Origin of the sequence: Polynucleobacter sp. MG-28-Ekke-A2, from assembly GCF_035012985.1 — a bacterium.
Lineage (GTDB): Bacteria > Pseudomonadota > Gammaproteobacteria > Burkholderiales > Burkholderiaceae > Polynucleobacter.
Genome location: NZ_JAYGQU010000023.1, coordinates 1 through 26922 on the forward strand (window position 1 = coordinate 1; position 26922 = coordinate 26922).

The 26922-nt window shown below is 44.1% G+C and carries 32 protein-coding genes; 11 read left to right on the top strand and 21 right to left on the bottom strand.

What is annotated here, in order from left to right; translation table 11 throughout:
* Window positions 1-229 precede the first annotated feature (229 nt).
* Window positions 230-577 carry a phage holin family protein gene (locus tag VC188_RS10385; protein ID WP_072583858.1) on the top strand — a complete coding sequence of 116 codons (348 nt, stop codon included), beginning with the start codon at window positions 230-232 and terminating at the stop codon, window positions 575-577.
* 27 nt (window positions 578-604) lie between these two features.
* On the opposite strand, the gene VC188_RS10390 is transcribed toward VC188_RS10385, so the two are convergent.
* The gene (locus VC188_RS10390; RefSeq protein ID WP_323483912.1) at window positions 605-2404 is read right to left on the bottom strand and encodes an AsmA family protein; all 1800 of its coding nucleotides are present in this window, start codon (window positions 2402-2404) and stop codon (window positions 605-607) included.
* Window positions 2405-2470: 66 nt separating this feature from the next.
* Here VC188_RS10390 and VC188_RS10395 point away from each other — a divergent pair, with 66 nt between their 5' ends.
* Complete coding sequence (locus tag VC188_RS10395) at window positions 2471-2815, top strand: zinc ribbon domain-containing protein YjdM (RefSeq protein ID WP_323472835.1); 345 nt, start codon at window positions 2471-2473, stop codon at window positions 2813-2815.
* A gap of 63 nt (window positions 2816-2878) precedes the next feature.
* Here VC188_RS10395 and VC188_RS10400 read toward each other — a convergent pair whose 3' ends face one another.
* Complete coding sequence (locus VC188_RS10400; protein ID WP_323483928.1) at window positions 2879-3070, bottom strand: YdcH family protein; 192 nt, start codon at window positions 3068-3070, stop codon at window positions 2879-2881.
* 241 nt (window positions 3071-3311) lie between these two features.
* Here VC188_RS10400 and VC188_RS10405 point away from each other — a divergent pair, with 241 nt between their 5' ends.
* Window positions 3312-4190, top strand: a complete 879-nt coding sequence (locus tag VC188_RS10405) for a hypothetical protein (RefSeq protein WP_215357266.1) — start codon at window positions 3312-3314, stop codon at window positions 4188-4190.
* A gap of 32 nt (window positions 4191-4222) precedes the next feature.
* On the opposite strand, the gene VC188_RS10410 is transcribed toward VC188_RS10405, so the two are convergent.
* The 3 genes from VC188_RS10410 to VC188_RS10420 form a co-directional block, all read right to left on the bottom strand.
* Window positions 4223-4480 carry a hypothetical protein gene (locus tag VC188_RS10410; RefSeq protein ID WP_323472833.1) on the bottom strand — a complete coding sequence of 86 codons (258 nt, stop codon included), beginning with the start codon at window positions 4478-4480 and terminating at the stop codon, window positions 4223-4225.
* Window positions 4481-4536: 56 nt separating this feature from the next.
* On the bottom strand, window positions 4537-4935 hold the full coding sequence (locus VC188_RS10415) for a hypothetical protein (RefSeq protein ID WP_323483913.1): 399 nt from the start codon (window positions 4933-4935) through the stop codon (window positions 4537-4539).
* A 114-nt stretch (window positions 4936-5049) separates the two neighbouring features.
* Window positions 5050-5895 (bottom strand): metalloregulator ArsR/SmtB family transcription factor, encoded by an 846-nt coding sequence (locus VC188_RS10420; RefSeq protein ID WP_323483914.1) that lies wholly within the window; start codon window positions 5893-5895, stop codon window positions 5050-5052.
* A gap of 160 nt (window positions 5896-6055) precedes the next feature.
* Between VC188_RS10420 and VC188_RS10425 the strand changes: the two genes are divergently transcribed.
* Both VC188_RS10425 and ppk2 (VC188_RS10430) read left to right on the top strand, forming a co-directional pair.
* Window positions 6056-6331: a serine/threonine protein kinase gene (locus VC188_RS10425; protein ID WP_323483915.1), complete on the top strand. Its 276-nt coding sequence runs from the start codon at window positions 6056-6058 to the stop codon at window positions 6329-6331.
* The gene (gene ppk2, locus VC188_RS10430) at window positions 6331-7104 is read left to right on the top strand and encodes a polyphosphate kinase 2 (protein WP_323483916.1); all 774 of its coding nucleotides are present in this window, start codon (window positions 6331-6333) and stop codon (window positions 7102-7104) included. Before VC188_RS10425 ends, ppk2 (VC188_RS10430) begins: the two co-directional genes overlap by 1 nt.
* 4 nt (window positions 7105-7108) lie before the next feature.
* On the opposite strand, the gene ppk2 (VC188_RS10435) is transcribed toward ppk2 (VC188_RS10430), so the two are convergent.
* Together ppk2 (VC188_RS10435) and VC188_RS10440 are read right to left on the bottom strand one after the other, a co-directional pair.
* Window positions 7109-8014 (bottom strand): polyphosphate kinase 2, encoded by a 906-nt coding sequence (gene ppk2 / locus VC188_RS10435; RefSeq protein ID WP_323483917.1) that lies wholly within the window; start codon window positions 8012-8014, stop codon window positions 7109-7111.
* Window positions 8015-8064: 50 nt separating this feature from the next.
* Complete coding sequence (locus VC188_RS10440; protein WP_323483918.1) at window positions 8065-8859, bottom strand: lysophospholipid acyltransferase family protein; 795 nt, start codon at window positions 8857-8859, stop codon at window positions 8065-8067.
* A 103-nt stretch (window positions 8860-8962) separates the two neighbouring features.
* On the opposite strand from VC188_RS10440, the gene VC188_RS10445 reads away from it, so the two are divergent.
* Genes VC188_RS10445 through VC188_RS10460 form a run of 4 tightly spaced genes read left to right on the top strand, consistent with a single transcriptional unit; the run spans window position 8963 to window position 12156 of the window.
* A complete protein-coding gene (locus VC188_RS10445; protein WP_416350509.1) occupies window positions 8963-9772 on the top strand; it encodes a UDP-2,3-diacylglucosamine diphosphatase in 810 nt (269 codons plus the stop codon).
* Window positions 9769-10797 (top strand): glycosyltransferase family 1 protein, encoded by a 1029-nt coding sequence (locus VC188_RS10450; protein ID WP_323483919.1) that lies wholly within the window; start codon window positions 9769-9771, stop codon window positions 10795-10797. The genes VC188_RS10445 and VC188_RS10450 overlap by 4 nt, the downstream gene beginning before the upstream one ends.
* Window positions 10798-10808: 11 nt before the next feature.
* Entirely contained in the window at window positions 10809-11213 is a 405-nt protein-coding gene (locus VC188_RS10455; RefSeq protein ID WP_323483920.1) for a diacylglycerol kinase, read from the top strand.
* 19 nt (window positions 11214-11232) lie between these two features.
* Window positions 11233-12156 (top strand): GNAT family N-acetyltransferase, encoded by a 924-nt coding sequence (locus VC188_RS10460; RefSeq protein ID WP_323483921.1) that lies wholly within the window; start codon window positions 11233-11235, stop codon window positions 12154-12156.
* A gap of 70 nt (window positions 12157-12226) precedes the next feature.
* On the opposite strand, the gene ppx is transcribed toward VC188_RS10460, so the two are convergent.
* The 7 genes from ppx to VC188_RS10495 all read right to left on the bottom strand — a co-directional run bounded on the left by ppx (window position 12227) and on the right by VC188_RS10495 (window position 18926).
* Window positions 12227-13789, bottom strand: a complete 1563-nt coding sequence (ppx, locus tag VC188_RS10465) for an exopolyphosphatase (RefSeq protein WP_323483922.1) — start codon at window positions 13787-13789, stop codon at window positions 12227-12229.
* A 112-nt stretch (window positions 13790-13901) separates the two neighbouring features.
* Window positions 13902-14108 carry a GDCCVxC domain-containing (seleno)protein gene (locus VC188_RS10470; protein ID WP_308281782.1) on the bottom strand — a complete coding sequence of 69 codons (207 nt, stop codon included), beginning with the start codon at window positions 14106-14108 and terminating at the stop codon, window positions 13902-13904.
* 52 nt (window positions 14109-14160) lie between these two features.
* Window positions 14161-14877, bottom strand: a complete 717-nt coding sequence (locus tag VC188_RS10475) for an MgtC/SapB family protein (protein WP_215357286.1) — start codon at window positions 14875-14877, stop codon at window positions 14161-14163.
* A gap of 18 nt (window positions 14878-14895) precedes the next feature.
* Entirely contained in the window at window positions 14896-16641 is a 1746-nt protein-coding gene (locus VC188_RS10480; RefSeq protein ID WP_323483923.1) for an alkaline phosphatase, read from the bottom strand.
* Between the two features lie 83 nt (window positions 16642-16724).
* Window positions 16725-18167, bottom strand: a complete 1443-nt coding sequence (locus VC188_RS10485) for a DUF2252 domain-containing protein (protein ID WP_323483924.1) — start codon at window positions 18165-18167, stop codon at window positions 16725-16727.
* 54 nt (window positions 18168-18221) lie between these two features.
* Window positions 18222-18725, bottom strand: coding sequence for an arsenate reductase ArsC (locus VC188_RS10490; RefSeq protein ID WP_323483925.1), 504 nt, complete (start codon window positions 18723-18725; stop codon window positions 18222-18224).
* A 24-nt stretch (window positions 18726-18749) separates the two neighbouring features.
* Window positions 18750-18926 carry a hypothetical protein gene (locus VC188_RS10495; protein WP_158009062.1) on the bottom strand — a complete coding sequence of 59 codons (177 nt, stop codon included), beginning with the start codon at window positions 18924-18926 and terminating at the stop codon, window positions 18750-18752.
* A gap of 349 nt (window positions 18927-19275) precedes the next feature.
* On the opposite strand from VC188_RS10495, the gene VC188_RS10500 reads away from it, so the two are divergent.
* The gene (locus VC188_RS10500) at window positions 19276-19752 is read left to right on the top strand and encodes an MgtC/SapB family protein (RefSeq protein ID WP_072583836.1); all 477 of its coding nucleotides are present in this window, start codon (window positions 19276-19278) and stop codon (window positions 19750-19752) included.
* Between the two features lie 83 nt (window positions 19753-19835).
* Window positions 19836-20036 (top strand): hypothetical protein, encoded by a 201-nt coding sequence (locus VC188_RS10505; protein ID WP_072583835.1) that lies wholly within the window; start codon window positions 19836-19838, stop codon window positions 20034-20036.
* 3 nt (window positions 20037-20039) lie between these two features.
* Here the strand turns inward: VC188_RS10505 and phoR are convergent, their stop codons facing one another.
* From phoR to pstS, 7 genes are all read right to left on the bottom strand, one after another.
* Window positions 20040-21338, bottom strand: coding sequence for a phosphate regulon sensor histidine kinase PhoR (gene phoR / locus VC188_RS10510; protein WP_323483926.1), 1299 nt, complete (start codon window positions 21336-21338; stop codon window positions 20040-20042).
* A gap of 64 nt (window positions 21339-21402) precedes the next feature.
* Window positions 21403-22116 carry a phosphate regulon transcriptional regulator PhoB gene (phoB, locus tag VC188_RS10515; RefSeq protein WP_323483927.1) on the bottom strand — a complete coding sequence of 238 codons (714 nt, stop codon included), beginning with the start codon at window positions 22114-22116 and terminating at the stop codon, window positions 21403-21405.
* Window positions 22117-22132: 16 nt separating this feature from the next.
* Window positions 22133-22840 (bottom strand): phosphate signaling complex protein PhoU, encoded by a 708-nt coding sequence (gene phoU, locus VC188_RS10520; RefSeq protein WP_072583832.1) that lies wholly within the window; start codon window positions 22838-22840, stop codon window positions 22133-22135.
* A 12-nt stretch (window positions 22841-22852) separates the two neighbouring features.
* A complete protein-coding gene (gene pstB / locus VC188_RS10525; RefSeq protein ID WP_192846867.1) occupies window positions 22853-23689 on the bottom strand; it encodes a phosphate ABC transporter ATP-binding protein PstB in 837 nt (278 codons plus the stop codon).
* Between the two features lie 8 nt (window positions 23690-23697).
* Window positions 23698-24564: a phosphate ABC transporter permease PstA gene (pstA, locus tag VC188_RS10530; protein WP_072583831.1), complete on the bottom strand. Its 867-nt coding sequence runs from the start codon at window positions 24562-24564 to the stop codon at window positions 23698-23700.
* Window positions 24561-25547 (bottom strand): phosphate ABC transporter permease subunit PstC, encoded by a 987-nt coding sequence (gene pstC / locus VC188_RS10535; protein ID WP_072583830.1) that lies wholly within the window; start codon window positions 25545-25547, stop codon window positions 24561-24563. Before pstC ends, pstA begins: the two co-directional genes overlap by 4 nt.
* A 73-nt stretch (window positions 25548-25620) precedes the next feature.
* The gene (gene pstS / locus VC188_RS10540; RefSeq protein ID WP_215357313.1) at window positions 25621-26643 is read right to left on the bottom strand and encodes a phosphate ABC transporter substrate-binding protein PstS; all 1023 of its coding nucleotides are present in this window, start codon (window positions 26641-26643) and stop codon (window positions 25621-25623) included.
* Between the last annotated feature and the right edge of the window lie 279 nt (window positions 26644-26922).

Below are 26922 nucleotides of genomic sequence, written 5' to 3' on the forward strand. Positions count from 1 at the left end.
AAGAGATGGACGATGCCGATTCGGAACTGGAGAGCAGCGCTCAATCGATTTGATATAGAATTTGGTGAACGCATCAGCGCTCACCAATAGCCCCGCGGTGAACTTACACAGAAATATTTACAGGGTCGGCGGCGCAAGTTCTCAGGATGAAATCCCCCCGCACTATTAATCAACTGCTAATATAGCCATTAGGCATAAACCCCTTTCAACACCAGCAAAGGAATCATCCATGAGTAACTTAACTCTATTTCTAGTCCAGTGGGGCTTAACTTCTTTATCCCTTTGGGTTGCCAGTTATATTTTTAGTGGCTTGCGCTTTGCGGATGGCGGCTCATTATTAATTGCTGCCCTCCTCTTAGGATTTGCTAATGCGATCGTTAAGCCTTTGCTCGTTCTTTTCACGCTGCCATTAACAGTGGTAACCATGGGCCTCTTCTTGCTCGTGATTAATGCTTTGGTATTGATGCTAGTTTCTGCAGTGGTGAGTGGCTTTACGATCTCCAGCTTCTGGACCGCATTCTTTGCCAGCATCTTTATTTCTTTATTTAGCCTCTTTGTCAGCGGCTTAGTTTTTTAAGAAGCTGATTTACGAGCTTCGCTATGCTTACTTGCTAGCAGGATAGATATCAGACCAAGAGTGCAGCGCTGTTTTACATGGCTGCGACTTGGTCGCCAATGATTTAGCATTCTCCGCTGCGATACTAATACCGCCGGTTAAGAAACCCAATCCAATAGAGACGGCGCTATTCACCACCCCTGCCTTATTCACCCCAGTTTGCGGGTTTTGTAATGTTCCCTCAATCTTTACAAGTCCGGCCAGATCCAAGCCCGTTGTCAGGCCTGATTTTTCTCTTGGATTAATACTGATATTGAGAGCCTCGCTGGCAAGATTGATCGAGCCCGCTAGGGTGATGTCAAGACGATCCGTCTCAATGCCAACTGAATTCTGAATATTTACCAGCCCACTATTGATGGGTAAGTAGGCAACAGCACAATTCAAAGTAGTTTGATTAGATTTCTTATACATCGGATTAATTGCATCTATTACAGTGATGACAAAGTCCCCGCCTTTATTGATGAACTTCGAATCTAATTTACTTTGTCCTACTGAAACCTGAATAGCCCCATTGGCTCGACTAACCATTTGATGTGGGCTCACACCACTTCCCTGTATGTTCCAGGCCACTTTTGTATCACCACCAGAAACTCTAGCGCTTGAATCGGTGACGGCAATAATTTGCTCTAAAGTAAAGTCCTTAGCAATACCCTTCACAGAAATCTTAGGCGCAAGGCTGGTGAACTGAGTAATGGAAAGTTGCGCTTGGGCACTTCCCTTGCCTATATTAAAGCTGACATTGCTCGCATCAATCCTATCCTTCTGAAATTGGAGTGTCGTTTTGAAGTTAGTAAACGGCGCCTGATGCGGAATCCCAAGCTCAGCAATATTAATGTTGACCGAGCCATCAGCTAAAGGTAAAAGATCAAAAGGCAGCGCGTCATCGGAGAATAAATACTTTCCTTGGGCTTTATGTGTGGAAGCCGAGGAAGTTTTTCCAGCCGCTCCAGCAATAACAACAGAACCCGCTAAAGGCGCTAAATCAAAGGACTTTGAATTGAGATTGATATTGAATTTTGGTAATAGATCTGGCTTTTTATCAATGTCGCCCGTAATCGCAAGCGACTTACCGTTTAAGGTTAGAACTAAATCGAGATCTAGGTTTACTGGAGATTGATTCCAAGCGAAGTAAGCATTACGCAGTGAAGTTGTTTTACCCTTTAGATTCAGAGTGTAGTTGGCACGCTGAACATCCACCAGAATCGTAGACTTACCATCGCCACCGTCTAAAGAAAGTTTAGGAATGCTAATCGGACTAGCCGCTTTTTCTCCGTCTTGATAATTGATACGCGCATCTACGACATCAACAGTTTTAATAGAGACAAGCGCGTTATTAGAAGAGTCGCTAGTTGCAGACTGTGCTGCCGAACCACTGACAACTATCGTAGGTGGAGTGAGATTCCAATTGCCCTCCCCAGCTTTGTTGGTTTGTAAGTTCGCCTCTAACCCTCTTATACCGATTCTGCTGATTTCAACGCTACCTTTCAGAAGTGGAAGTATTCTAATATCTAATTCAATATGCTTGAATACAAACATATCAGGATTGCTTGCCCATGAGGCATTGCTCAAAGACACCTGTTCGGCTTTTACGCTAATTGATGGGAAAAGACTCAGACTTACTGGACCGGCGATTTTCAACTCACGCCCAGTAGCATCTTTGACCGAAGAACTTAGGAGCTTGGTTACCTGGGCAGGATTTATAAAAGATGATGCGTACCATGCGACCAAACCTATTATGGCAAGACAGCCTATCAGAGCAATAAGGAAAATCTTCAGAGTTTTATTCACCTATCCATTCTAAATCGAGTGCTAGATAAGAGCCAAGACGCATCACCCCTAGATTAAAATGAGGCCATGAGCACAGATAATTTACCGAAGTGTCCTGCCTGCCAGGACGATATGACCTACCCCGATGGGGAAAATTACGTTTGCGCCCAGTGTGGCCATGAATGGCCTATGGCTGCTGCTGCAGAAGAGTCTGAGGCTGGGCTCATTGTGAAAGATGCCAATGGCAATCTCCTAGCAGATGGCGATACAGTCACCCTCATCAAAGACCTCAAGGTCAAAGGCTCTTCCACTACCCTGAAGGTTGGCACCAAGATTAAAGGGATTCGCTTGGTATCAGGTGATCATGAAGTCGACTGCAAAACAGAAGCAGGCAATATGCTACTCAAAGCCTGCTTCCTGAAAAAAGCCTAGAAGTATTTTGTATCTAGACTTTTCTAAATCAATGCTTGCTTAGTTAGTTAATTAGTTACTTAGCTAGTTACTAGCCTTCTTTAAGACGGCATAAATCTGGTCTTTTAAAAGGAGTTTTTCCTTTTTCAAGGTCTCGATTTCTTCTGGGGTACTTGGCTCTGAATGGGACTCCATTCTTTGGATCTTTTGATCTAAATTGTTGTGCTTATCAAATAAATGCGAGAAATGACGATCTGTCGTTTTCAGCTTGGTGATGAGTTCGCGATATTAAGGAAACATAGGCCCTCTTGATATTTAGGTTGCACAAAACTTCACGCTTTTAGTGTAGCAACCCTCCATTCCAAGAACAATGCCTTCTGCCATCTATTTATTTCATCCCTCCCCTTGTAATCCGCAGGACAAACCCCATATAGGAAAGGGCAATTCCCGAGGGAATTTGCAGTAATATCAGATAGTGCATCAAGCACGATAACTACCGAAAGAAGGGTAATAAACCATGGCTACAAAGAAGTCTCCAGCAAAAAAGAAAGTAGCTACCAAGGTGGTAAAAAAAGCCCCTGTTAAAAAAGCTGTCAAGAAAGTTGCCGCTAAGAAAGTAGCAAGTAAAAAGACGGTCAAAAAGGTAGTGAAAAAACCAGCAGCCAAGAAAGTGGCTGCAAAGAAGCCTGCTGCCAAAAAGGTAGCAGTTAAAAAATTAGTGGCAAAGAAACCTGCGGCCAAAAAGCCAGCAGCGAAGAAAGTTGCCAAGAAGACTACAAAACCTGCTTCATCTAAATCGCCTAAAGTAGACCAATATGGTCTTGAGCTAGATGATGAGTTTTACGGTCTGTATTTTGCAAAGTCTACCAACAAGGGATTGGTTGAAGTAAAACCCTGCACTTTCTCGCTGATGTATTGGTGGAAAGGCTTGCTTGGCTACCCTGACATGATCGAGATCTCCAAAGGAAGCAATACTGCTATGTTGCAGTTTGAGTCCACGTTTGGTGGTGGCGATTCTGGTGAGACAGAGTTAACCGAAAAGGATGTGCTGGATATTGATCACATCATTGAAGTAGACGAAGAGGAAATGATGATCTCCCTCTACTCCTATGTGCCCATCCCAGTGCCCGAGAAATTGGTTGGGGCTTTGAGCCTAGCTGTTCTCAACATTAACCCAGAAACTCGCTATGGCAGCCTAGAAATCTGCCCAACCGAGAATGAAAATGGTGAAACTGAGCACTTCTTGCGTTACCGTGCTGCAACCTATTTGCGTGGCATCAAGTCTGGCAAAGTGGAGGCAATCGAAAGCATGGTTACCAATGGTTCTGAGTTCTTTGGTCTTGCTTTAGATGCGATGTGCGTCAATAAGTCGATTAAAAAGTGGTTGCTTAGCTAAGCACTAACGAATGGCGAATTAACTACTCGCCACTATCTGCAAAGATAGATATAAGTTAAGGGAAAACGGTCATTGACCGTTTTTCTGCTTTCTAGGATCGTTGCTGTTCTCTTGCCTAGTTTTTTGCACTCCTCCAACGCAACCTCCTGCGCTTCATTTTCTTTTGCATCTTTGGGCGCATGAACCCCAACCGTGCCATCTGATTGCTTGTACACACCAAACTGACTGACTGGTGTTGAGCAGGCCACTAACAGCAAGCCGAGAAAAACAACTAAGTAATGACGTACCATTTTCAATGCCGCCTAAAAGATGAGGGATAGATTGATTCTATCTTAGGGCGCCTGAATTACTGAGCCGCCCTGCCCCCAGGCCTATATTGGTCCATCACCGCATCTAGACTGTTATTGGTGATACTCGGATTTGCACGCTGGAGACAGCTTAAGAGAACTTGCTTATTGGCATGCTTCTGATTAGAACCCGGGAATGACCCTTGGGGCGCAGGATTGACGTCATTAAAGCAAGCTCTAAATTGGTCTGGTGTCACCCCAAGACCACGACTAATCTGGTCAACAGGCCTATGAGGATCATCGCGCATCATGCCTCCTGGGCCACCTGGACCCCCTTGAGGTGGTCTGGGCATGCCCTGCTGCATTCCTTGAGGAGGCATCATTGGGGGTGGCATTTGTGCGAAAGCAATGCTAGAGAGTTCTGCGATTACTAATAAATAAATGGGGAGCTTTGTCATGAGTCAAACTTTTTTATATTGGCATGCAAAAAAATAAAAAAGCCAGCTAGTCTTTGACTGGCTGGCTTTTATAAATCAACAACAACTTAAGCAAGTCCCATGCTCATTCTCGCATTAAGGATTGTTTGGGGTGATCACATTACCCGAACCAGAACTTGTTACATGAATCGGAAGTAATGTATTGGGAAATAGTCCTGCAACCAAATTACCTACAATAGAAAGTTTACCGTAACCAAAATAATTTCCTTGAACGGTATTATTAAATGCAGTATCAGCAATAAGAACACCATCCCCTGTATTTCCGCTGATTACACTAGACATTGCAGTATATGAACTGGAAGGTGTATAGGCGATAACAGAGTTATTGTTACTTCCTCCGCCAATATAAATACCACCCAGTCCATTACCAAAAGCAGAAACCTGAGTGGTTCCAAGGCCAATTACAGAGTTAAATACAGTATTGTTATTTGCAGTACCGACAATTTCAATTCCGTATCTTGCGTTGCCAGAGAAGGTATTTTGTGGAATAACGGAATTGTTGTAACCACCGATAAAGTTTCCATGAGCAGTTCCTGCAATATAAACTCCACTACCACCGTTACCAGCCCCATTGGTGCCAGGTCCATTAGCAAGAGTAGCCTTCGCCCTTTTCAAGATTAATACTGGAGCGCATGATTTGCCACCGCAGCAGTTTTCAAGCAAGAACCCGCTTAACTCTTGCACCAAGCCTGCATTGGGTCGATAGATGAGATTGCGGCTTTGACGCTCTACTGATAATAAGTCAGCGCCTACTAGTTCTTTCAGGTGAAAACTCAGTGTGGCGTTAGCAACTCCTAGTTTTTCAATCATCTCGCTAGGCGTTAATCCAGTATCACCACGCTGAACTATCAAGCGAAAAATATTCAAGCGGGTCTCTTGACCCAGGGCCAGGAATGCTTTGATGGCATCAGTATTTTTCATATTTCCAATTGTATCGAAATATATATTTCATAATAGTGACAATCAATGTCACATAACTGACATATATGTGTCATATATGCTTGAAAATAGAGAAAATTAAACGTAGGATTGATTGAAGATACGCCAATACAACGAATTCACAATCAACCCAGGAATCAGCATGAGCCAAAAGAAATTAGTTAAGCAGCTATTAAAAAAGCTGGATAAATTAGAAACAGACAGAGAAAAGCTCATCGACAAGCTTGGAAAAGCATTGGATAAGTTAGATAAAAAAGTAGCCGCGAAGAAAACTCCGACCAAGAAAGCACCCACCAAAAAAGTTGCGGCTAAGAAAGTGCCTGCTAAGAAAGCAGCAGCGAAAAAGGTGGCAGCCAAAAAAGCTCCCGCTAAAAAGACACCCGCTCCAAAGCCAGCCACTACAAATGAAGCAAGCTAATGGGTCAAAAAGGCAAAGATAAGCTAGAGCTATCTAGCTACGACGATCAACTTCGCTTATTGCAAATTGAGTTGGTTAAGCTGCAAAATAGTTTGATCAGTAAAGGCGATCAAATACTGGTCATTCTTGAAGGTCGTGATACGGCAGGCAAGGATGGCACTATTAAAGTCATTACGCAGCACTTAAGCCCCAGGGAAACTCGCGTGGTTGCCCTCGGAAAACCATCCGATACGGAATCTGCGGAATGGTACTTTCAGAGATATGTAGCTGAGCTTCCCAAAAAAGGTGAGTTTGTTCTATTCAACCGCAGCTGGTACAACCGTGCCGGCGTTGAGGTGGTGATGAATTTCTGCACGAAGGAGCAGTACGCCAACTTCATGGGAACCGTAAATGAGCTCGAATCTATTCTGACCAGCTCTGGCATAACGATTCTCAAATACTATTTAGACATCTCAAAAAAGGAACAGGCTGTTCGTCTTGCAGATAGAGCTAAAGATCCACTCAAGCAATGGAAGATTAGCCCGATTGATCAGCAAGCGCAGAAAAACTGGAATGCCTATAGCAAATGTAGAAATGACATGCTAGAAAAAACCAGTTCCAAAGATGCGCCCTGGATCGTTGTGAAGGCGAACGATAAAAAAGTTGCTCATCTCAATATGATTCAGGATCTTCTTTCTAGAGTTTCATACCCAGGAAAAGATAAAGGCTTGCTGAAGGCTGATAAGGATATCGTCTTCCAATGGGACAGCAAACTATCTAAGCTCGAAAAATAAGCCCTTAAAAAACCTCGGGAACATACATCTCAGGCGGTACTGGGCCTCGAAGGTAATCCGGGTTATGAACGCGTTTTGGCAAGGTAATCACTGGGTGATCAATCTCTTTATACGGGATTTGATCCAATAAATGCGTAATGCAATTTAGACGTGCTTTTTTCTTGTCATTGGCAGCAACCACCCACCAAGGCGCCTCAGGAATATGCGTACGTTCAAGCATGGTCTCTTTGGCCTTGGTATAGGCCTCCCACAACCTTCTTGCCTCTAAATCCATTGGACTTAACTTCCACTGCTTTAAAGGATCGTGAATCCGCATCATGAAGCGGTTGTATTGCTCTTCGTCAGAAATTGAGAACCAGTACTTGATCAAGATAACGCCTGAACTAATCATCATGCGCTCCAGATCAGGAACCGTTCTTAAAAATTCTTCATACTCTTCATCAGTACAGAAACCCATCACCTTTTCAACGCCAGCGCGGTTGTACCAGCTTCTATCAAATAGAACGATCTCGCCGCCAGCAGGTAACTGGGAAATATATCGTTGAAAGTACCACTGCGTCTTTTCACGTTCGTTAGGTGCGGGCAAAGCAACTACTTTACAAACCCGTGGATTCAATCGCTGGGTAATGCGCTTAATCGCCCCACCCTTACCAGCAGAATCTCGACCTTCAAATAGGACTGCCACCTTAAGCTTGTTCTCTACCACCCAGTCTTGAAGCTTTACTAACTCACCCTGGAGTCTAAAGAGTTCTCGGAAGTAAACATTACGTGGAATTTGTGAATGGCTATCACCATCAGGAGATAGGCGGTCATCATCGAGCTCCATTTCAAGCTCTTCGTCCATGCTATCAAGAATCTCTTCTTGGGCACGGCGATACCAGTCGGCCATTTCGTTATGCTTCGATGTCATTGGTTTACGCTCCTAGACTAGATTTATAGCTAGAAATGATGACACATTTATTACATCAGGCGAGGATTGCCCTTTATATAAGCAGAGATAGTCTCCTGACTATGTAATGCCAGCCACTTTCGGTCGCTCGATGTATCTGGACTAGCTCCCGAGGGTGGCAAAAAGGTGAGCTCCACGATCAGGTTCCGATCCTTCAGGATCTTAGCCATGGACTCTAGTAGACCCATATCCCCAACAAAAGCTGCCGCATCACTTCTTTCGCCTGAAAGGGATGATCTATAGCTAATCGCCAAGGAATAGACTGGCGCTTGAGCAATAACAGCCGATTCAAATAAATTGGGCTTAAATGGCAGGACACCCTCACCTATTGTGGAGGTGCCCTCTGGAAAAATGCAGACTGACTGCGTTTGAAGAACCTTAGCCACCTCGCTCGCAACCTGCTTTCCATGACGAGAGTTATCACGCTTGATAAATACCGTGCCCAATTGTTTGGCCATCCATCCAAATATGGGCCAACCTTCTACATCGGACTTTGCTACGAAGCGAATAGGTTTAAAAGCATTGATAGCGTGGATATCCATCCAAGAGATATGGTTTGATGCCAGTAGATAGGGTGTGGCAGGAAGAATTTCTGGATTTTTGAGTCTTAATTCAATTCCAAAAATAGCTAGCAGTCTTCTTGACCACTTCTGAATATGGCTATTTTTAGTTTCCTGAGTGGCAAATGGAAACTGACAAGATAGAGTCGCCAATCCAGCAATCACATGACTCCACACTAAAATCCACGACCATGCATAAGCCCAATATTGAAACGGGGGCTGTTTGGAGTGTTTATTCAGGCTCATATGTTGTAGGAATATAAAACAATCTCAGAAAATACTCCGTAGTCATAAAACTGTCTTAGAACTGTCATGCTGGTTTCATACTCAGTAGGCTTAATACTGTTTCATGATGCATTACAAAGCCATCTGGATTTCAGACGTACACCTAGGAACATCAGGGTGTCAGGCAGACTACCTTCTCGATTTCCTAAAGCACAACGAAGCAGATAAATTCTACTTAGTTGGCGACATTATTGACGGCTGGAGACTAAAGAAGTCTTTCTACTGGCCTCAATCACATAATGATGTAGTACAAAAACTCTTGCGTAAGGCACGTAAGGGGACAGAAGTCATCTATGTTCCTGGAAATCATGATGAAAGCGCCAGACAGTTCTTTGGAATGTCTTTTGGTGATGTCAAGGTAGTTGAGGAAGTGATTCACACGACAGTTGATGGTAGAAAACTATGGGTAACCCATGGCGATCAGTTTGATGGCGTGATGCAATACGCCAAGTGGCTTGCATACGTTGGTGACAACCTCTATTCGCTCATTCTTTACGTAAATCGTTACTTCAATATGATCCGCGCCAAGATGGGTCTGCAATATTGGTCGCTATCTCAATACCTAAAGCATCAAGTTAAAAATGCCGTCAGCTATATCGCAGACTTTGAACACATCATGGCCAGAGAGGCCCGCTTAAGAGGCTGTGATGGCGTAGTTTGTGGACATATTCACAAAGCAGAAATTCGCGAGATTGATGGCTTGTTGTATTGCAACGATGGTGATTGGGTCGAGAGCCTTACTGCCCTAGTTGAAACACAAATAGGTGAACTCCAAATTATTCACTGGACACAGATCAAGGGTGAACCAGTTGAATCACCCCAAATCACTCTTCAACCTGCTATCGAATCACTCATCAAAGAGGCTGCGCTATGAAAATTATGATCATTACAGATGCATGGGATCCACAAGTAAATGGTGTTGTCCGCACCCTGAAGCAAACCCGCGCTGAATTAACTGCCATGGGGCATCAAGTAGAAATGATTACTCCCAATGGCTTTAAATCCATTCCTTGCCCAACCTATCCTGATATCGCCCTCTCACTCTTCCCTGGCAAAGAAGTAGCTCGTCGTATTAAAGAATTTGCACCTGATGCAATGCATATTGCAACAGAAGGCCCACTAGGTTTATCGGCTCGTGCCTACGCAGTTAAAAATCGCCTGCCTTTTTCTACTGCCTATCACACCCGCTTTCCGGAATATGTCAAAGCGCGTACCGGTATTCCTCTAGCAATTACCTATGCATTTATTCGCTGGTTTCATAAACCGTCGATGGCTGTCATGGCGCCAACGGTTGTCGTAAAGGATGATCTGGAAGCTTATGGTCTTGATAACGTGGTGTTGTGGTCAAGAGGCGTTGATCTGGATATCTTTAAGATGCAAGATTCCAAAGCCTTAAATACCGCGCATCCTATCTTTTTATACGTGGGCAGAGTTGCTGTTGAGAAAAATATCAATGCCTTTTTAGAAATCGATTTACCAGGTTCAAAATGGGTGGTAGGAGACGGTCCAGCAATGGCTGGAATCAAAGAAAAATATCCAGAAATAAACTATCTGGGCGTGCTTCAGCAGCATGAGTTAGCAAAAGTGTATGCAGCAGCAGATGTATTTGTATTTCCAAGCAAGACCGATACATTTGGTTTGGTGTTACTAGAAGCCATGGCATGCGGGACACCAGTAGCCGCTTATCCTGTTACAGGCCCCATTGATGTCTTAGGCAACTCCAATTCAGGCGCCATGAACGAAGACTTGCGTGAGGCTTGCATGCAGGCCCTCAAGATTCCTCGTGAAGTAGCACGTGCCCATGCTGAGAAATTCTCTTGGAGAGCGGCATCAGAGCAATTTGCCAATCACCTTAAGCCTGTACCAACAACAGAAGTTCATGTAACAGCACTAGCCTAAGAAGACCCATCTTGAACTCCCCATATCACATAGATCAGAACCCCCATAAGGGCAATCGAGGCCTTGCCAGAGCATGGCATGCAGCCAAGAACTCTTGGTGTGGTTTAGTTTATGCATTCATGGAGGAAAGCGCCTTTAGACAAGAGCTGACTTTATTTGCCTTACTAACACCAGTCGCCCTCTTGTTGCCGATCACACTGCTAGAGAAATCATTACTAATTTCTTCCTTGATGATGTTGCTGGTTATTGAACTATTGAACTCCAGCGTGGAAGCAGCGATCGATCGAATCTCATTCGAACATCATGATCTCTCCAAAAGGGCAAAAGATTTTGGTAGTGCCGCCGTCATGCTTGCGCTATTTGTCGCAGCTCTACTCTGGGCTGCAGTTTGCATCCCCCTGCTCCTGAAACTTTAATTACCTACTAAGGCCAGCCATGTCTGATATCCCTAATCCAATTGGTTCATTTGAGATTTTCACCCCCAAGAAAGTCAAAGCATTAAAAAGAAATAAGCCAAACCCGCTTAAAAAGCTCTCTAAAAAGTTGGCCAAAAAGCTGTTTGGTAAGAAGTTTGTGACAAAAACAAGGGCTGAGCTCAGAGAAGTAGCTCCTGTTCCTGCGTTTCAGATTGATAAGCCTAAAAAGCCTGCCTTTCAAATTGTTTGGGCAAGCACACCGGGCGAGATTAAAGAAGCACAAAGATTGCGCTATAAAGTATTCGCCGAAGAAATGGGTGCCAATCTCCCTAAGAACGCTGAAGGCTTAGATGTTGATGAATTCGATTCCTATTGCGATCATTTATTGATTCGTGATCAAGATAGCCTGAAAGTAGTTGGTACCTATCGCGTACTGCCCCCACATAAGGCACAAGAAATCGGTCGCCTCTATTCTGATTCTGAGTTTGATCTATCTCGTATTGATCACCTGCGCCCTAAATTGGTTGAGCTTGGTCGATCTTGCGTGCACCAAGACTATCGCTCAGGAGCAGTCATCATGGCGCTATGGAGTGGCTTGGCTCAATATATGCAAAAGAACGGCTATGAAATCATGCTTGGTTGTGCCAGCATTCCAATGGCAGATGGCGGTCACTTTGCAGCGAGTCTTTATAACTCCCTAGGCAATGATCAAATGGCGCCAACAGAATTTCATGCATTCCCGCGCTTGCCTTTGCCTTTAGATAAATTAAATGGCGGCTTAGATGTACAGCCTCCACCGTTAATCAAGGGCTACTTGAAGCTTGGCGCCAAAATTTGTAGCGCCCCAGCTTGGGATCCAGATTTCAATACAGCCGACTTATTGACAATGCTCCGTCTCTCAGAAATCAACCCGCGTTACGCAAAGCATTTTTTGGGTTTGTAAGTCAAGAGCATTAATTGCAAGACAAAAGCCACTTCGTATTGAAGTGGCTTTTTTATTCTGAAATGCACATCTATTTAAAGCTAACTTGGTAGGAGCGCCCTACCCTTTCCCATTCTGCCGCCTCTTTCAGGAGGCTAAATTCAGTCAGGGGATGCTCAGCAACCCATTCCTTAGAAAGGCTAACTAAATACGAGCCAGCATGTTCAGAAACTTTTACCTTCGGAAAGTTGGTGTCATTTCGGCCGCGACACAGCACTTGAGCAAGTCGCAAACAAAAGAGCATGCGCCAATCTTCAAAGCTAGCATTATTCGCCAGCTTGCCTAGCTTGCCAGTATGTCCAATGAGTAATGCAGCCAGCCTAGCCTGATCATTTTTAGAGAAGCCCGGCATGTCTGCGTTACCTGCTATGTAGGCAGAATGTTTGTGATAACCGTTGTGGGAGATTGATAAGCCGATTTCATGTAAATTGGCTGCCCACTGCAATAAAGCCACGTTATCCGCCCTGCTTTCCGATTCAGGTTTTGGCAATTGCTGTAAAAAATCTGCGGCTAATTTACCAACCCGATCTGCCTGCTCTCGATCGACGGTGTAGCGTTGCATAAATTGCTCTACAGTCACATAGCGCATATCGTGATGTTGTGATCGGCCAAGTAAGTCATACAAGACACCACTTCGCAATGCAGCGTCCGTTACCTCCATCTCTTCAATACCTAATTCATCGAATGCTGCCAACATAATCGCTAAACCGCCTGGCCACACAGATCTTCTGTCATCCTTCAGACCCTCTAGCTCCACTTGATTGACATGTTCATACTTGAGAAGGTGTTTTTTTAGATTCTTAAGGCCTTCACGGGTAATCATTCCACTCGAGCTATTGACGCGGCCCATCATTAAGCCATCGCCACTTCCATTGAAATGATTATTTCCTATGAGATCTGCTAAAGCTCTAGCGGTACCGGAAGAGCCAATAACCTGCTTCCAGCCGCTTCTTAAATAAGCGCCAGAAATTACCTGTATTTCACGACGCGCTGCCAACTCAGCCTCTTTAAAAGCATGGGCATCAATATTTCCCTTAGGGAAAAAACGCATGCTATGAGATACGCAACCAATATAGAGACTTTCCATCAGCTTTGGCTCATAACCTTTGCCAATGATGAATTCTGTAGAGCCGCCACCGATATCAATTACTAGTCTATTACCTTGTACGGCCTGAACCTCATGCGCCGCTCCGATATAAATCAGCCGAGCTTCTTCGACGCCGGCAATCACTTCAATCGGGAATCCTAGAGCTACTTGCGCATCTTCTATAAATTGTTGGGAATTTTTAGCAACGCGCAAAGTATTCGTTGCGACTGCTCGAACATTAGCGGGATCAAATCCACGAATACGCTCACCAAAACGCCGAATAGCTATCAATCCCCGCTGATAGGCGTCATTGCCAAGAAATTTATTTTCAGTGAGGCCAGCAGCCAATCGGACTGTCTCACGCAAGGTATCAATAGGACGTAACTGTGTGCCAGAGGGGGTGTTTACTGCTTGGGCTACTAACATACGAAAACTATTCGACCCCAAGTCGACCGCAGCAACAAGGTCTTCTGAATGAACTAAAGGATCTACGAGATTTCTGGCCAAAATATTCCCCAAAAATGGAATGCTGTATCAATTATGTCTATTTTATGTAAAAACCATGACATCTTGATGAAATCAACAGCAAGCCTTAGTGGCTGGGATATACGAGCCTTTTTTAGGCTGCTAAGTTTTGTTCTGAGCTAGAACAATCGCGATTACCGAAGCTACACAAAATGCAGCAATCACCAGATTTTGGCTTCAAGATAGCGCTACATGAGCGGCAGCGATACAAGTGCTGCGCACCTTCTTCGGCATTAATAAGCTCGGAAGCCTGGCAATGGGGGCAGGTAACGATAGATTGGAAATAGTTGGTCTTATTCACATCACAATAGTAAACCAGAATTATTTCAATATTGTGTCAATAAATAAATGGCTTAGTCGGTTGTGCTGGGACTCCAGAACGCCTGGGTCACAAATTCTTGATCAGCAATTTTAGCAATCAACTGATCCATCTCATCGCCATCAACAGCCGATGCAGTTAAAACGGCCTGTATTTCAACATCATCGCTGCCAAACTGATGCACTTCAATATCTTGGGTTTGATAGCCCGCCTCTTCGAGCGTCTTAATAAATTGCTTTAAGGCATGCTTTTGAGCATGCTTAGGAGTGATGATGTATACCGAATTAGTCACCTCTACTGCTTCGGTATCTAGTGGCTGCCTATTAATTAAGCTGACTACTGGGCGAAGTAAGGTATTCGCTGCCAGAACAAAAACAGTAGCTAAGCAAGCCTCTAAAATTAAGTCAGCTCCTGCACATGCACCCACTGCGCCCGATGCCCACAAAGTAGCGGCAGTGTTGATACCCCTGACGTTGCCCTCTTCTCGCATGATGACACCAGCGCCCAAAAAGCCAATCCCAGAAACAACATAAGCCATCACATGAACAGCCCCATCATGACCAGTGAGGCGATTGCCAGCGTCCACAAAAATTGCAGCTCCGATAGCAACTAGAATATTTGTTCTTAAGCCCGCAGTCCGTTGGCGGTATTGACGCTCTAAACCAATTAATCCCCCCAAAATAAAAGCAGCGCAGAGGCTGACGCTCGTATCGGTCAGTGATCCATAGTTAATGTTGTTAATGAATTCCATAGCAGATTTAATCCAAAATTATTTTGATCCTAAACCTAAGGATTGCACCATCATCTTAAACACTTCCGTGTTATCCATAAAGCCCTTGAAGTTTTCTGAACCGGGGCCCATGGCATTCAGAACAGCATCATCTGCCGTATGAACGCCAGACTCTTGGTGCGATGGCAAATTACCGCCCACATGAATTGCATCCTCCTGCAGCTGGAGATATTTTGGATTGGCTACATATTTACCAGAATCATCTTTAACGGCAGGAACAAAAGTGCCATCCATTTTAGGATGTAGGGTTTCATAGTGATCGGGATAGTTGCCATAAAAGAAGGCAATTCTCTTGGATACATCGATCTTATTTGGGTAACCCTGAATATCTGCTTTTGGATAATTTGGATAGCCGGCCTCGGCGTAAATACCCACCTTTTCACGTAAAGGTCCAGGCTTGTCATCATGCACTACCCCGCTAATGGATCCGCTGTGAGTATGATCAGGTGTCACGATGATTAAAGTATCTGGATGCGTTTTAGCAAAGTCTTTAGCGATTTGCACAGCATTACTAAGCATGATGGTATCAAATGCAGCTCGCTCCCAATCAAGAGGGTGATTGAACTTATCAATCAAAGCCGCCTCTACCATCAAGAAAAATCCATTGGGATTTCTGGATAACACATCAATGGCAGATTGGGTCATCTCTGTTAAATCGGGCTGATTAGGAAATTGTTCAACCGTATTCTTTTTCAGATACAAACGATCCAGCGATCCATCCATATTGTCTGGATGAAAGACGCCAAATAGTTTTTTTGTATCCTTACTCTCTGATGCTGAAAGTAATTCTTGTTTTGTAAAAGCTAACTGATAGCCCTTCAACTTGAAGTTTTCAACCAAATTCTTCTCATCCTTACGTCTTGAGCCCTTAGTGGATTGCGGATAAAAATAGGCAGAGCCACCGCCTAGGATGACTTCCGCACCGCTAGATAAGAGCTGATCAGCAATATATTGTTTATCTGCTCTACGCCTAGTATGAGATACCATGGCGCCCGGGGTTGCATCCTCCAACTCTGCATCAGAAACAATGCCTACCGCCATCTTGGTATTGCGCTTGATCAGCTCCGCAATGGTTTCCACTTTGGGATGCGAGAGATTATCGCCAGCTCGGGATACATAAACGCCCATGGCATTCACCGCTGTCTTATGCCCTGTTGTGTATGCGCTCATAGAGTTCGCAGAGTCAGTAATTAGTGAATCAGACCCTGAAGTACCTATCATGGCTGTACTGGGCATATCGTCAAATGCCAATCTGCCTTGATATTTGCCCTCTTGAATTCCCTTCGAGAGAACTCTTGCGGTTGTCAGGTTAGCAATCGTCATACCATCGCCAATAAATAGAATCACATTTTTTACGCGGCGAGGACCAGTTGCATATACATCCCAATTTACTTGCAAACGCTCCTGGGGTGCTCGAGCCACGATTTGATATTTACCAGCCTTTGGTAATTGAACATCTCGATACAGGATGGAGCTACCTTTGCCATTTTCATTAGAAATAAACTCGGGTTGGGCGCTAATAATTTTATTTATTGGTGCGCCATTGAGTTCGATCTCAGCATCCCCAAGATTAATGACGGTATTAAATTCAATCTTGATATCAAACTTAGATCCAGCCAAGATGGTAGCTTGGTCGATTGGATAGATAGCTGCTGCCTGAAGAAATCCTGTAATTGATCCAAAAAAAATGAAGGAGGCAATCCTGATAAGACGGGGAGTTTTCATAGAGTTGAAATGGTGAATAAGCTTAGGGAAGCTACAATATCCACCAATAAAGTGACACTCTCATGACTACGCCCTGATAGGCCTTAAAGGGCTGCTTTTTTCTTAGCCGCTTTCAATCTACCCGATTTGACCGCCTTACGAAATAAATCGAAGTCTTGCTCATTCTGCTTTGCATAGGATCTTGCAAAGGAATACATTGCCTCGCCAAATTCTTTTAATTCACCACAATAACCGGTAAGTTCAGCCGCATCTCCAGAGCGAGCGTGACCCAGGGCAAGAGCCCAGCCGAACAATTTTGAATAGTCGGCAAAGTTCTTTAGAGAGATGCCACCCGGACCGATCGGAATACCTCCCTTCATATCGCGTAGTTGGCGGAGATAAAATCCTTCACTTTTATCAACATCAAACTGCATGGAGCCGAAACTCAAAAAGATATCAGGAGCACCCTGTAGCAGTCTCTGACCAGCCACCACACGCCGCCCCATATCTCGATAAATAGACTCGCCTAAATAAGGACTTAAGACAGATTTTTGAGCTTCCTTGTATTGCAAGAACAAGGGATCATTTACGCTATCGCCTTCAAAATAAAGAACCATACAATTGGTGCCCACACTTCCTACGCCAACCACCTTTCGAGCAAAATCCTTTAGGACATACCGTTCAAAAAGAATCTTGCGATCAGCCAGTAAAGTACTAGAGTAATTTAACAAGGCCCTATTAATCAGGGAGCTTAGAGACTGTCCGTAAACACTCCCTTTTAAATGCTCAATTAAAGGAGGCTTGTTGATGATCTTTCTATCTTTGCCAACAAGCGTAGTCAGTTTTTGCAGTACTTGTATATTGCCCTGCCCTTTAGTCTGCTTTAAATAAACATCAATTTGCTTTTGATGTTCTTTAGAAAAATGCTTACGTATATCTGAACCACTAATAAAGTCTTGAGCTAAATCCAAATAAGGCATATGCGCATATTGAGCCATCCGCTTTTGATATTCAGCGCAAATACGTAATACTATTTTTTTACTTAATACTTTATCGCCACCATTACTTTCACAGGCAATAACTGCACTTGCAACAAGACGCTTGAGATCCCATTCCCAACTACCGGGCAAAGTTTCGTCAAAGTCATTAATACCAAATACCAGTCGATGTTCGGCAGTTCCAAACAAGCCGAAATTAGATACGTGCATGTCTCCACATAGCTGAACCGTGATATTAGTAGATGGTTGGTTAGCTAAGTCTTGAGCCATGATGGCGGCTCCCCCTCGATAAAATGCAAAGGGGGATTGCAGCATGCGCTCATAACGAATCGGGATCAGCGACTCAATTCGAGTCTTAGCTTGATTCTCCAGAATAGTGATTGGGTCAATTCGGTGTTCTGGTGGGGTATAGATGCCCTGCTGAGCAATGCCGACCTTTTTTCGCAAGGCTTTACCATCTGCCATGCGCTTTTTGATGCTGGGCCTAGGATTACTAAAAGACTCTACCGACCTTAGAACAGCAAATTTTGGCTTTTTCTCTATAGACATCAACTTCCTCAAAAGGGTTACATTCAATCTTAACCCTTAATTCGATGCTATTGCCTATCTAAACTTTAGGCGATGATGAATGGACTGTAGTTCATCCTTAATTTGCACATGATCTAATTTATCTATGGGTAAATCCATGAGTAGTTCAATGCGATTTCGCAGCCCCATTTCAACCTGCCTGAATGCATCTAGCATGGCTGCATCCCCTGAATCTACAGCGACAGGATCGGCAAACCCCCAATGGGCGCTCACAGCATGGCCGGGCCAGTAAGGGCACTCCTCCCCAGCAGCAGAGTCACAGACGGTAATAATGAAGTCCATACGTACAGCCCCATCTACTCCAAACTCATCCCAGCTTTTTCTGTTCAGCAGCTCTAGTGGGTAATCTAATTGTCTGGCAATACGCAATGCGATTGGATGCACATACTTTGATGGCCTAGATCCAGCTGAATACCCTCTAAATCGTCCATGGCTTAGAGTGGTTGCCAATACTTCACCAAGAATGGATCTTGCGGAGTTGCCGGTGCATAAAAATAAAATATTGTACTGATTACTCATTAATATTTATGCACTTCAATTGGATTAAATAATTTCGTCAAGACGAAGAGAAAATCTCCCATCCATCAAAAATTGATTTTGATGAGAATCTAATAGTTGATTATGAGAAATGATTTCTTTCTCAATTTTTTCAATTGTGGATTTTCCATCGACACCAATTCTGAGCGCCAAAGGAAGATACTTAACAAGATTCTCAGTCATTTGAAATGCATTCTTATGTATAAAGTTAAGATCAATATTAGGCGTAATTTATGGCAGTTTTATTAATATGCAAAGTGAGAAGCCCAATAAAGCTGGCATTCAACTCAACTGCCCAGCCTATGAAAGACGTAGCGCTTTGCATAAGCTCGTCTTGCTTCGTACCATGTTTGCCAAACCATCATAAGAAATTTTTTCATCGCGTCATCCCCTTGTTTAAAGAATTATTCCAAAACACCTTCATGACTAGTGTGACTTTGAAACATGTCAAGGTGATGGCTTATTTGTGACCAATCAAAGCATCTGATATACACTGAAGTTATAAGAAGTCTGATTGTTAAAGGGAAGTCATATGACTCAATGGGAAATATATGGGGCCATTGCCCTAAGACTAGGCTTGGCTTTGTTAGTAGGCACCATACTGGGCCTAAATCGCTGGCTTCATCACAAACCCGCAGGCATTCGTACACATTCGCTAGTAGCCATTGGTTCTGCAACTGCAGTATTACTCATCAGTGATTTTGTTCAAGATGATGCGCAATCTGTTAGCCGTGTTTTACAAGGCCTGATAACCGGCCTTGGATTTTTAGGGGCTGGGGTCATCATTCGCGAACAAAGATTACAAAAAATTCACGGACTAACTACCGCAGCAAGTATTTGGTCTTGCGCCTTAATTGGTGCTGCTTTTGGGGCGGGTCAATTTGCCCTGGGAGTTCTTAGCTTGGGCGCCATCCTACTGACATTAGTCATTGGTGGCCCCCTTGAAAGGTTTGTCGCCAGGCTTAATGGGATCAAGCGGAGCTCCGAAGTATCTAGCGATCCAGACTAAAACCCGTATTGAGGCCTTAAAAAGCAGTTTTGTCATATTAGTTTGCTAGGATTGGCCCCATCTTGATCCTTAGTTGAAAAAATATGAGCAAATACCTATACGAAGACGCTGTAAAACAATTACAAGAGTCTGGCAGCATTGGATTGGCGGACTTAAAAAACCTCCCCCATGAAGATCTAGTAGAACTGCTTGAGGAAATTAAGGTTTGGTGTCTTTATGCCAACGGCAAAGCCGAGAAGCTACCTAAAGAATCCAAAAAGAAGAAGAAAAAGAAAAAAGATTAAGGCTTAAGAAGTAACGCGCTCTTTAGGGAATCGGAGCATAAACTTACTACCTCTTCCCGGAGTACTTTCTATTATCAGCTGAGCCTGGTGCCGATTGGCAATATGCTTCACAATAGCCAATCCCAAACCCGTTCCACCGGTATCTCTTGATCGGCTTCGATCTACACGATAAAAGCGCTCAGTTAACCTTGATAGGTGCTCAGATGCAATGCCTGGACCCGTATCAGTAACCGAGAACTCACCCTGCCCTTGCTCGTTAACATTCCATTCAACACCGATAGAACCAATATCAGGCGTGTAGCGAATGGCATTAGATACCAAATTACTGAATGCAGAAAGAATTTCTCTTTCATCGCCCAATAAATTCTGCTTGGAATTCACAACAAAATTAAATGCATGCTTACCTTGAGAAAGCGCTTCAGCATCATTCTTCAGAAGCGCCATTAAAGTCTCTACTTTGACTACCGTATTTGTGGCTGGTAATGCATTTGACTCGAGGTTTGCCAAGGTCAATAAGTCCTCAACCAAACTCTTCATCCTCTGTGCCTGCGACATCATCATTTCAAAGTATTGATCCTGCTGGTCTTTCTTGAGATCCAGGGATTGGACGGTCTCCAGAAAGCCCATTAATACAGTAATCGGTGTACGCATTTCATGAGAAACATTGGCTACGAAATCACGACGCATGGCATCCGCTTTTTGCAAATCGGTTACATCCTGCACCAAGAGGAGATGGCGCTTTTGACCAAAGGGAAAGGCTTGCAACATCAAACTCAAGCTACCATCGGGCCCCATGCGCTCCATCAATAAAGGCTCATCAAAATTACGCTTATTTAAATACTGTATGAATTCTGGGCGTCGTATCAAAAAATTAATGCGCTGCATGACATCGCGTTTAAAGATGAGGCCAAAGAATCTCTCCGCAATACCGTTACACCATTCAATCTGGTCGCTCTCATCGAGCATGACGATTCCATTGGGGGAGGCCTGGAATGCCTCAATAAAGTGCTCGTGTTGCTGCTCAATACTTCGGATATGTTGCTTTAGGTTTCTGACGAGACGCTGAAGCCTAAAAAATACCTCTTCCCAAAAGCCACTGGGTAAGGGCATGCTTTCAACAGAATCAGCAAGGGTATATTTTCTCAGGCGCGCTAAGTTGATATAAGCGTAGACCAGCGGAATGGAGAGTACAGATATTCCCACTGCGATAGCCCACTGCGCACCCCATAAAGACAATGTTGTGAACGCCAACACAAATGCGACGCAAATAATGACAAAGAAACGGGTGAGCACAGATAGCATGATGCAATATTAGAGCATCTCCAAAAATCCCTGGAGATTCCCAATAAAATAGAGAAATACGGGCTTAAGATTCGGTTGGAGTCTTGGTAATGCGATAGCCGCTACCACGCACCGTCTCAATATAGCGGTCACAATCAAACGGAGCGAGAGCTGCTCTTAAGCGCTTAATATGAACGTCGACTGTTCTTTCTTCAATATAAACCTCACTACCCCACACCTTGTCCAGCAAGCTGCCCCGAGAGTGAACACGCTCAGGATTAGCCATGAAATACTGGAGCAATCGAAACTCTGTTGGCCCAAGAGCAATGGATTTAGACTCCTGATTCGGCCAGATAGCCAGTACACGATGAGAGCTTGGATCCAACTTTAATGGACCAACAGTCAGTGGACCAGTATCCTCGATCGGCATCTGCCTCCGTAGGATTGCCCTCACCCTAGCCACCAATTCTTTTGGTGAAAATGGCTTAGTAACGTAATCATCGGCGCCCGAGTCCAAACCAAGAACCTTATCAGAATCTTCACTTTTGGCGGTCAGCATCAAAATCGGCAATGCCTTAGTGCGTTCATTAGAGCGCAGCTCTTTTGCAAACTGGACGCCAGATTTGCCGGGCAACATCCAATCCAAAATGATCAGATTAGGCAGCTGATCCTTCATCATCGTCAATGCCAAATCAGTTTGCATGGCCTTTTCAACTTCATAGCCTGCATGTGACAGGTTAATCGCAATCAATTCTGCAATTGATGGCTCATCCTCTACTATGAGTATGCGGTGAGTCATTATTAGGGGCCCCTAATTATTGTCTGTTGGCTTCGCGGACTAAATCTTCATGCGGGATGTGACGTACATCAGACCCCTTAGCAATGTAGATGACGAACTCTGCAATATTTTTGGCGTGATCACCGATACGCTCAATTGCCTTCGCAATCGTCAGCATATCCAAGCCTGTACTGATCATATGTGGATCTTCAGACATATAGGTGATGAGCTTACGAACAAAGCCCCTGAACTCCTCATCAATCTGACGGTCTTCCTGGACCACATCGGCCGCTGCAATCGTATCTAGACGAGCAAAAGCATCTAGGCTACGACGCAATAAGGAAATTGCCATTTGACCTGAAAGACGGATTTCTGCAACGTTAATATTGTGTGGCAAGCCGGATTCAATTAAGCGCTTAGTGCGCTTAGCAACGCGCTCAGCCTCGTCACCAGCACGCTCTAGATTGGTAATGGCTTTAGAAACCGCCATTACCAAACGCAAGTCTCGAGCAGTTGGTTGTCTGCGTGCAATCAGTTCAGTACAAGCCAAGTCGATCTGAATCTCTAAGTCATTGACTAACTTTTCATTTTCGATAACTACATTGCAGGTATCGAGATCCATTTGCGTAAAAGCACGCATCGCTGTTGCGATTTGGGATTCAACTAGACCGCCCATTTCAAGCAAGCGGCTTGAAAGAGAATTGAGATCGGCATCAAATTGTGATGATAGGTGTTTATCTGGCATATATTTCTCCAATTAACCGAAGCGGCCGGTGATATAGTCTTCGGTCTCTTTACGCTTAGGCTTAATAAATATTTCGTCCGTTTTGCCGTACTCAATCATGCTGCCCAAATACATATAGGCCGTATAGTCAGATACACGCGCTGCTTGCTGCATATTATGAGTCACGATCGCAATCGTATAGTCCTTTTTGAGCTCATGAATCAACTCTTCCACTTTTCCAGTAGAAATAGGGTCCAAAGCTGATGTTGGTTCATCCAGAAGAATCACTGAAGGCTTGACCGCTACACCACGTGCGATACATAAACGCTGCTGTTGACCACCAGAAAGGGATAAACCACTCTGGTTTAACTTATCTTTCACCTCATTCCACAAGGCTGCCTTATTCAATGCCCACTCTACGCGCTCATCCATTTCAGAGCGGGAAAGCTTTTCGTAGAGACGAACACCAAAAGCAATGTTTTCATAAATAGACATTGGGAATGGGGTTGGCTTCTGAAAAACCATACCAATACGAGAACGCAATAAGTTCAGGTCCTGTCCAGGCTCTAAAATATTCTGACCGTAGAAGTTAATTTCGCCTTCAGCACGTTGACCTGGATAGAGGTCATACATCCGGTTTAGTGTTCGTAGTAGGGTGGATTTTCCACAGCCTGATGGGCCGATAAATGCGGTTACCTTGCCTTGCTCAATATCTAAGTTAATCTTTTTTAATCCCTGAAATGCGCCATAGTAAAAATTCAAATCGCGCACTTCAATAGCATTAATAGCCGTTTTTTTCGGCTCTTGGTTTACCGTATCCACTCTACCCCCTTGACCATCAATCTTATTTAAGTCAAACATTGTTCTCATATTGCTCATCATCCCTGCACCTTGTCACGGAATACAACGCGCGCCAAAATATTCAAACCCAGCACCGCAAATGTAATCAGGAGAGATCCACCCCAGGCCAAGCTAACCCAATTGTCATATGGACTCATAGCAAATTGGAAAATCACCACCGGCAAATTAGCCATAGGCTTATTCATATCTGTTGAGAAAAACTGATTGCTTAGGGCGGTAAATAGTAAAGGCGCTGTTTCACCACTAACCCGAGCTAATGCCAACAGAATTCCTGTCATGATGCCGCTTTGCGCAGCACGTAAAGTAACCATAAAGGCCACTTTCCACTTGGGAGTCCCTAATGCATAGGCGGCTTCTCGCAAGCTACCAGGAACCAAACGCAACATATTTTCAGTAGTGCGTACAACTACCGGAATAGCAATCAAAGCTAATGCTACGGTCCCAGCCCATCCTGAGAAATGCTGAACCTTGGCAACATATAAGGCATAAACAAACAGGCCAATCACAATCGAAGGTGCGGAAAGCATAATGTCAGTCACGAAACGGGTAAGAGAGGCAACCTTGCTGCGATCCCCGTATTCTGATAAATATAGGCCAGCCAGGACTCCAACAGGTGTACTAATAAAGGTACATGAGCCAACCAATAAGAGACTTCCCACAATGGCATTGGCTAAACCGCCGCCTTCAGTGCCAGGGGCAGGAGTACTTGCTGTGAACATATTCAAATTAATGGCAGAGAATCCTTTAATGAAAAGGATGCTGAGAATCCAAATAAGGCTAGCCATACCAATGGCCATAGCTAGCATAGAGAGAGTTAATCCAATTTTGTTTGCTCTCTTACGACGGGCAAATACTGCCATATCCAAATTAACATTGGAACTCATGATTTAAGCCCTTGTTTTTTCTCCATGCTAATTAAAAGCCATTTAGCAAAGGCTAGAACAATAAATGTAATAAAAAATAGCGCTAGCCCCAAGGCAAAAAGCGAGGAGTAATGCAAACCAGCTTCCGCCTCACCGAATTGGTTTGCTAAAGTCGATGCAATAGAGCTACCTGGCGCAAAGAGGGATGGTGAAATACGTTGGGCGTTTCCAATCACGAAGGTGACTGCCATAGTCTCTCCGAGTGCCCTACCTAAACCTAACATCACACCGCCAATGACGCCTGCCTTTGTATAAGGCAACACAATATTTCTGACAACTTCCCAGGTTGTACAACCTATTCCGTAGGCCGATTCCTTGAGAACTGGTGGAACAATTTCAAATACGTCACGCATCACAGAGGCAATAAAAGGCAAAATCATGAGGGCAAGAATTAATCCGGCGCACAACATACCAATGCCATTGGGCGCTCCTGAAAACAGGATTCCAATTAGTGGAATTTGACCTAAAGTAGCCTGAAGAGCAGGTTCAATATAGTCGCCAAATATTGGGGCAAAAACAAATAAACCAAACATGCCATAGATGATGGAAGGCACTGCAGCCAATAGCTCAACTGCCGTACCAAGAGGGCGGCGGAGCGATGGAGGGCAAATTTCTGTTAAGAAAAAGGCAATACCAAAACTCAGGGGGACAGCAATCAACAATGCAATCGCTGAAGAAACTAATGTTCCATAAATTGCTATCAAGCCGCCGAATTCGCCATTAACAATATCCCAGTTCGAGGTTATAAAAAACTGGGGGCCGAACTCTTGCAAGGCAGGCCATGCATTTACAAACAAAGAGCCAATAATTCCTAATAGCGCGAATAACACCGATAGAGAAAAAAATTGGGTAACGCGATGGAATAAAAAATCCTGAACCCGCTGGAGTCGCGCAATTCTTGAAGCCATGAGCGTCGGAGCACCGGAAGATTCTAGAGTATTCATTCTGTGCTTAACTTAAGTAGAAAAACGACCCTGAACAACAGGGTCGTTAAAAACATAATAATAAAAATAATTATTATTTAGAGTCAACTTGCGACCAAACCTGCTTGCGAATGTAATCCACGGTTGCATCAGGCATTGGGACGTAATCTAACTCTGAAGCAGCTTTTTTACCATCCTTGAATGAATAGTCAAAGAATTTCAGTACTGCTGCGGCTTGTACTTTATTCTCAGGCTTTTTGTAAACCACCACAAAAGTTGCGCCTGTGATTGGCCATGCTTTAGCGCCTGATGCATAGGTAATGAAAGTATTCATTCCAGGAAATTTAGACCAGTCTGTACCAGCAGATGCAGCAGCAAATGCTTCTGCTGTTGGAGATACCATTACGCCATCAGCATTGCGAACCTGCGTGTAGCTCAGATTGTTCTTTTTGGCGTAAGCATACTCAACATAGCCAACAGAGTTCTTAATACGTGCAACGTTTGCAGCAACGCCTTCATTTCCCTTACCGCTTACAGTTGAAGCTGCTGGCCATTTAACTTGCGCACCGAAACCAACGGCATCCTTGAAGTTGCTGCTTGCTTTAGAAAGGAAGCTGGTAAAAATTGCCGTAGTACCAGAGCCATCAGCACGAGTAACAACTGTGATTGGGCCAGAAGGAATCTTCACGCCAGGATTGAGCAGGGCAACACGTTTGTCGCTCCAATCAGTTACTTGACCTTGGAAAATATCTGACAATAGGTCACCAGAAAGTTTCAACTGGTTAGGGCCAATGCCTTCAATGTTCACTACAGGAACTACACCGCCAATAATTGCTGGAAACTGAACCATGCCATGGCTTTGCAGATCATCAAAACTTAATGGAGCATCAGTAGCGCCAAAATCAACAGTTTTTGCCTTAATTTGCTTGATACCGCCGCCAGAACCAATCGACTGATAATTTAAGCTGTCACCACTTTTGGCTTTATAGGATTCAGCCCACTTACTTAGAACTGGGTAAATAAATGAAGAACCAGCACCCGTCATCTCCACAGCGAATGCTGTTGGAGCAAGAGAAATAGCACCAATAACGAGGGCTTTTTTCAAAAAAGATTTCATTTAATTCGTCCTTAGATTCAATATGCGCAGCAGCGCGATATAAGAACGATACGGATGGAATGTGACAGCTATATGACAGCTCTATGACACCCCAAAAACTGCGTTTTTTGCATGCCTAGAGGCATTAATCACTCAAATCACTCTTAATAGAAAAGGTGGATTCAACTACGAAGTGCAACTTTGAACAACTAGTTAAGGAGGCTAAGGATGTTTTAGTATCCAAAGCTTCTAGACCTGCAAGTCAAAGTAGCCATGACCTATCAACACCTTAGCCAAACT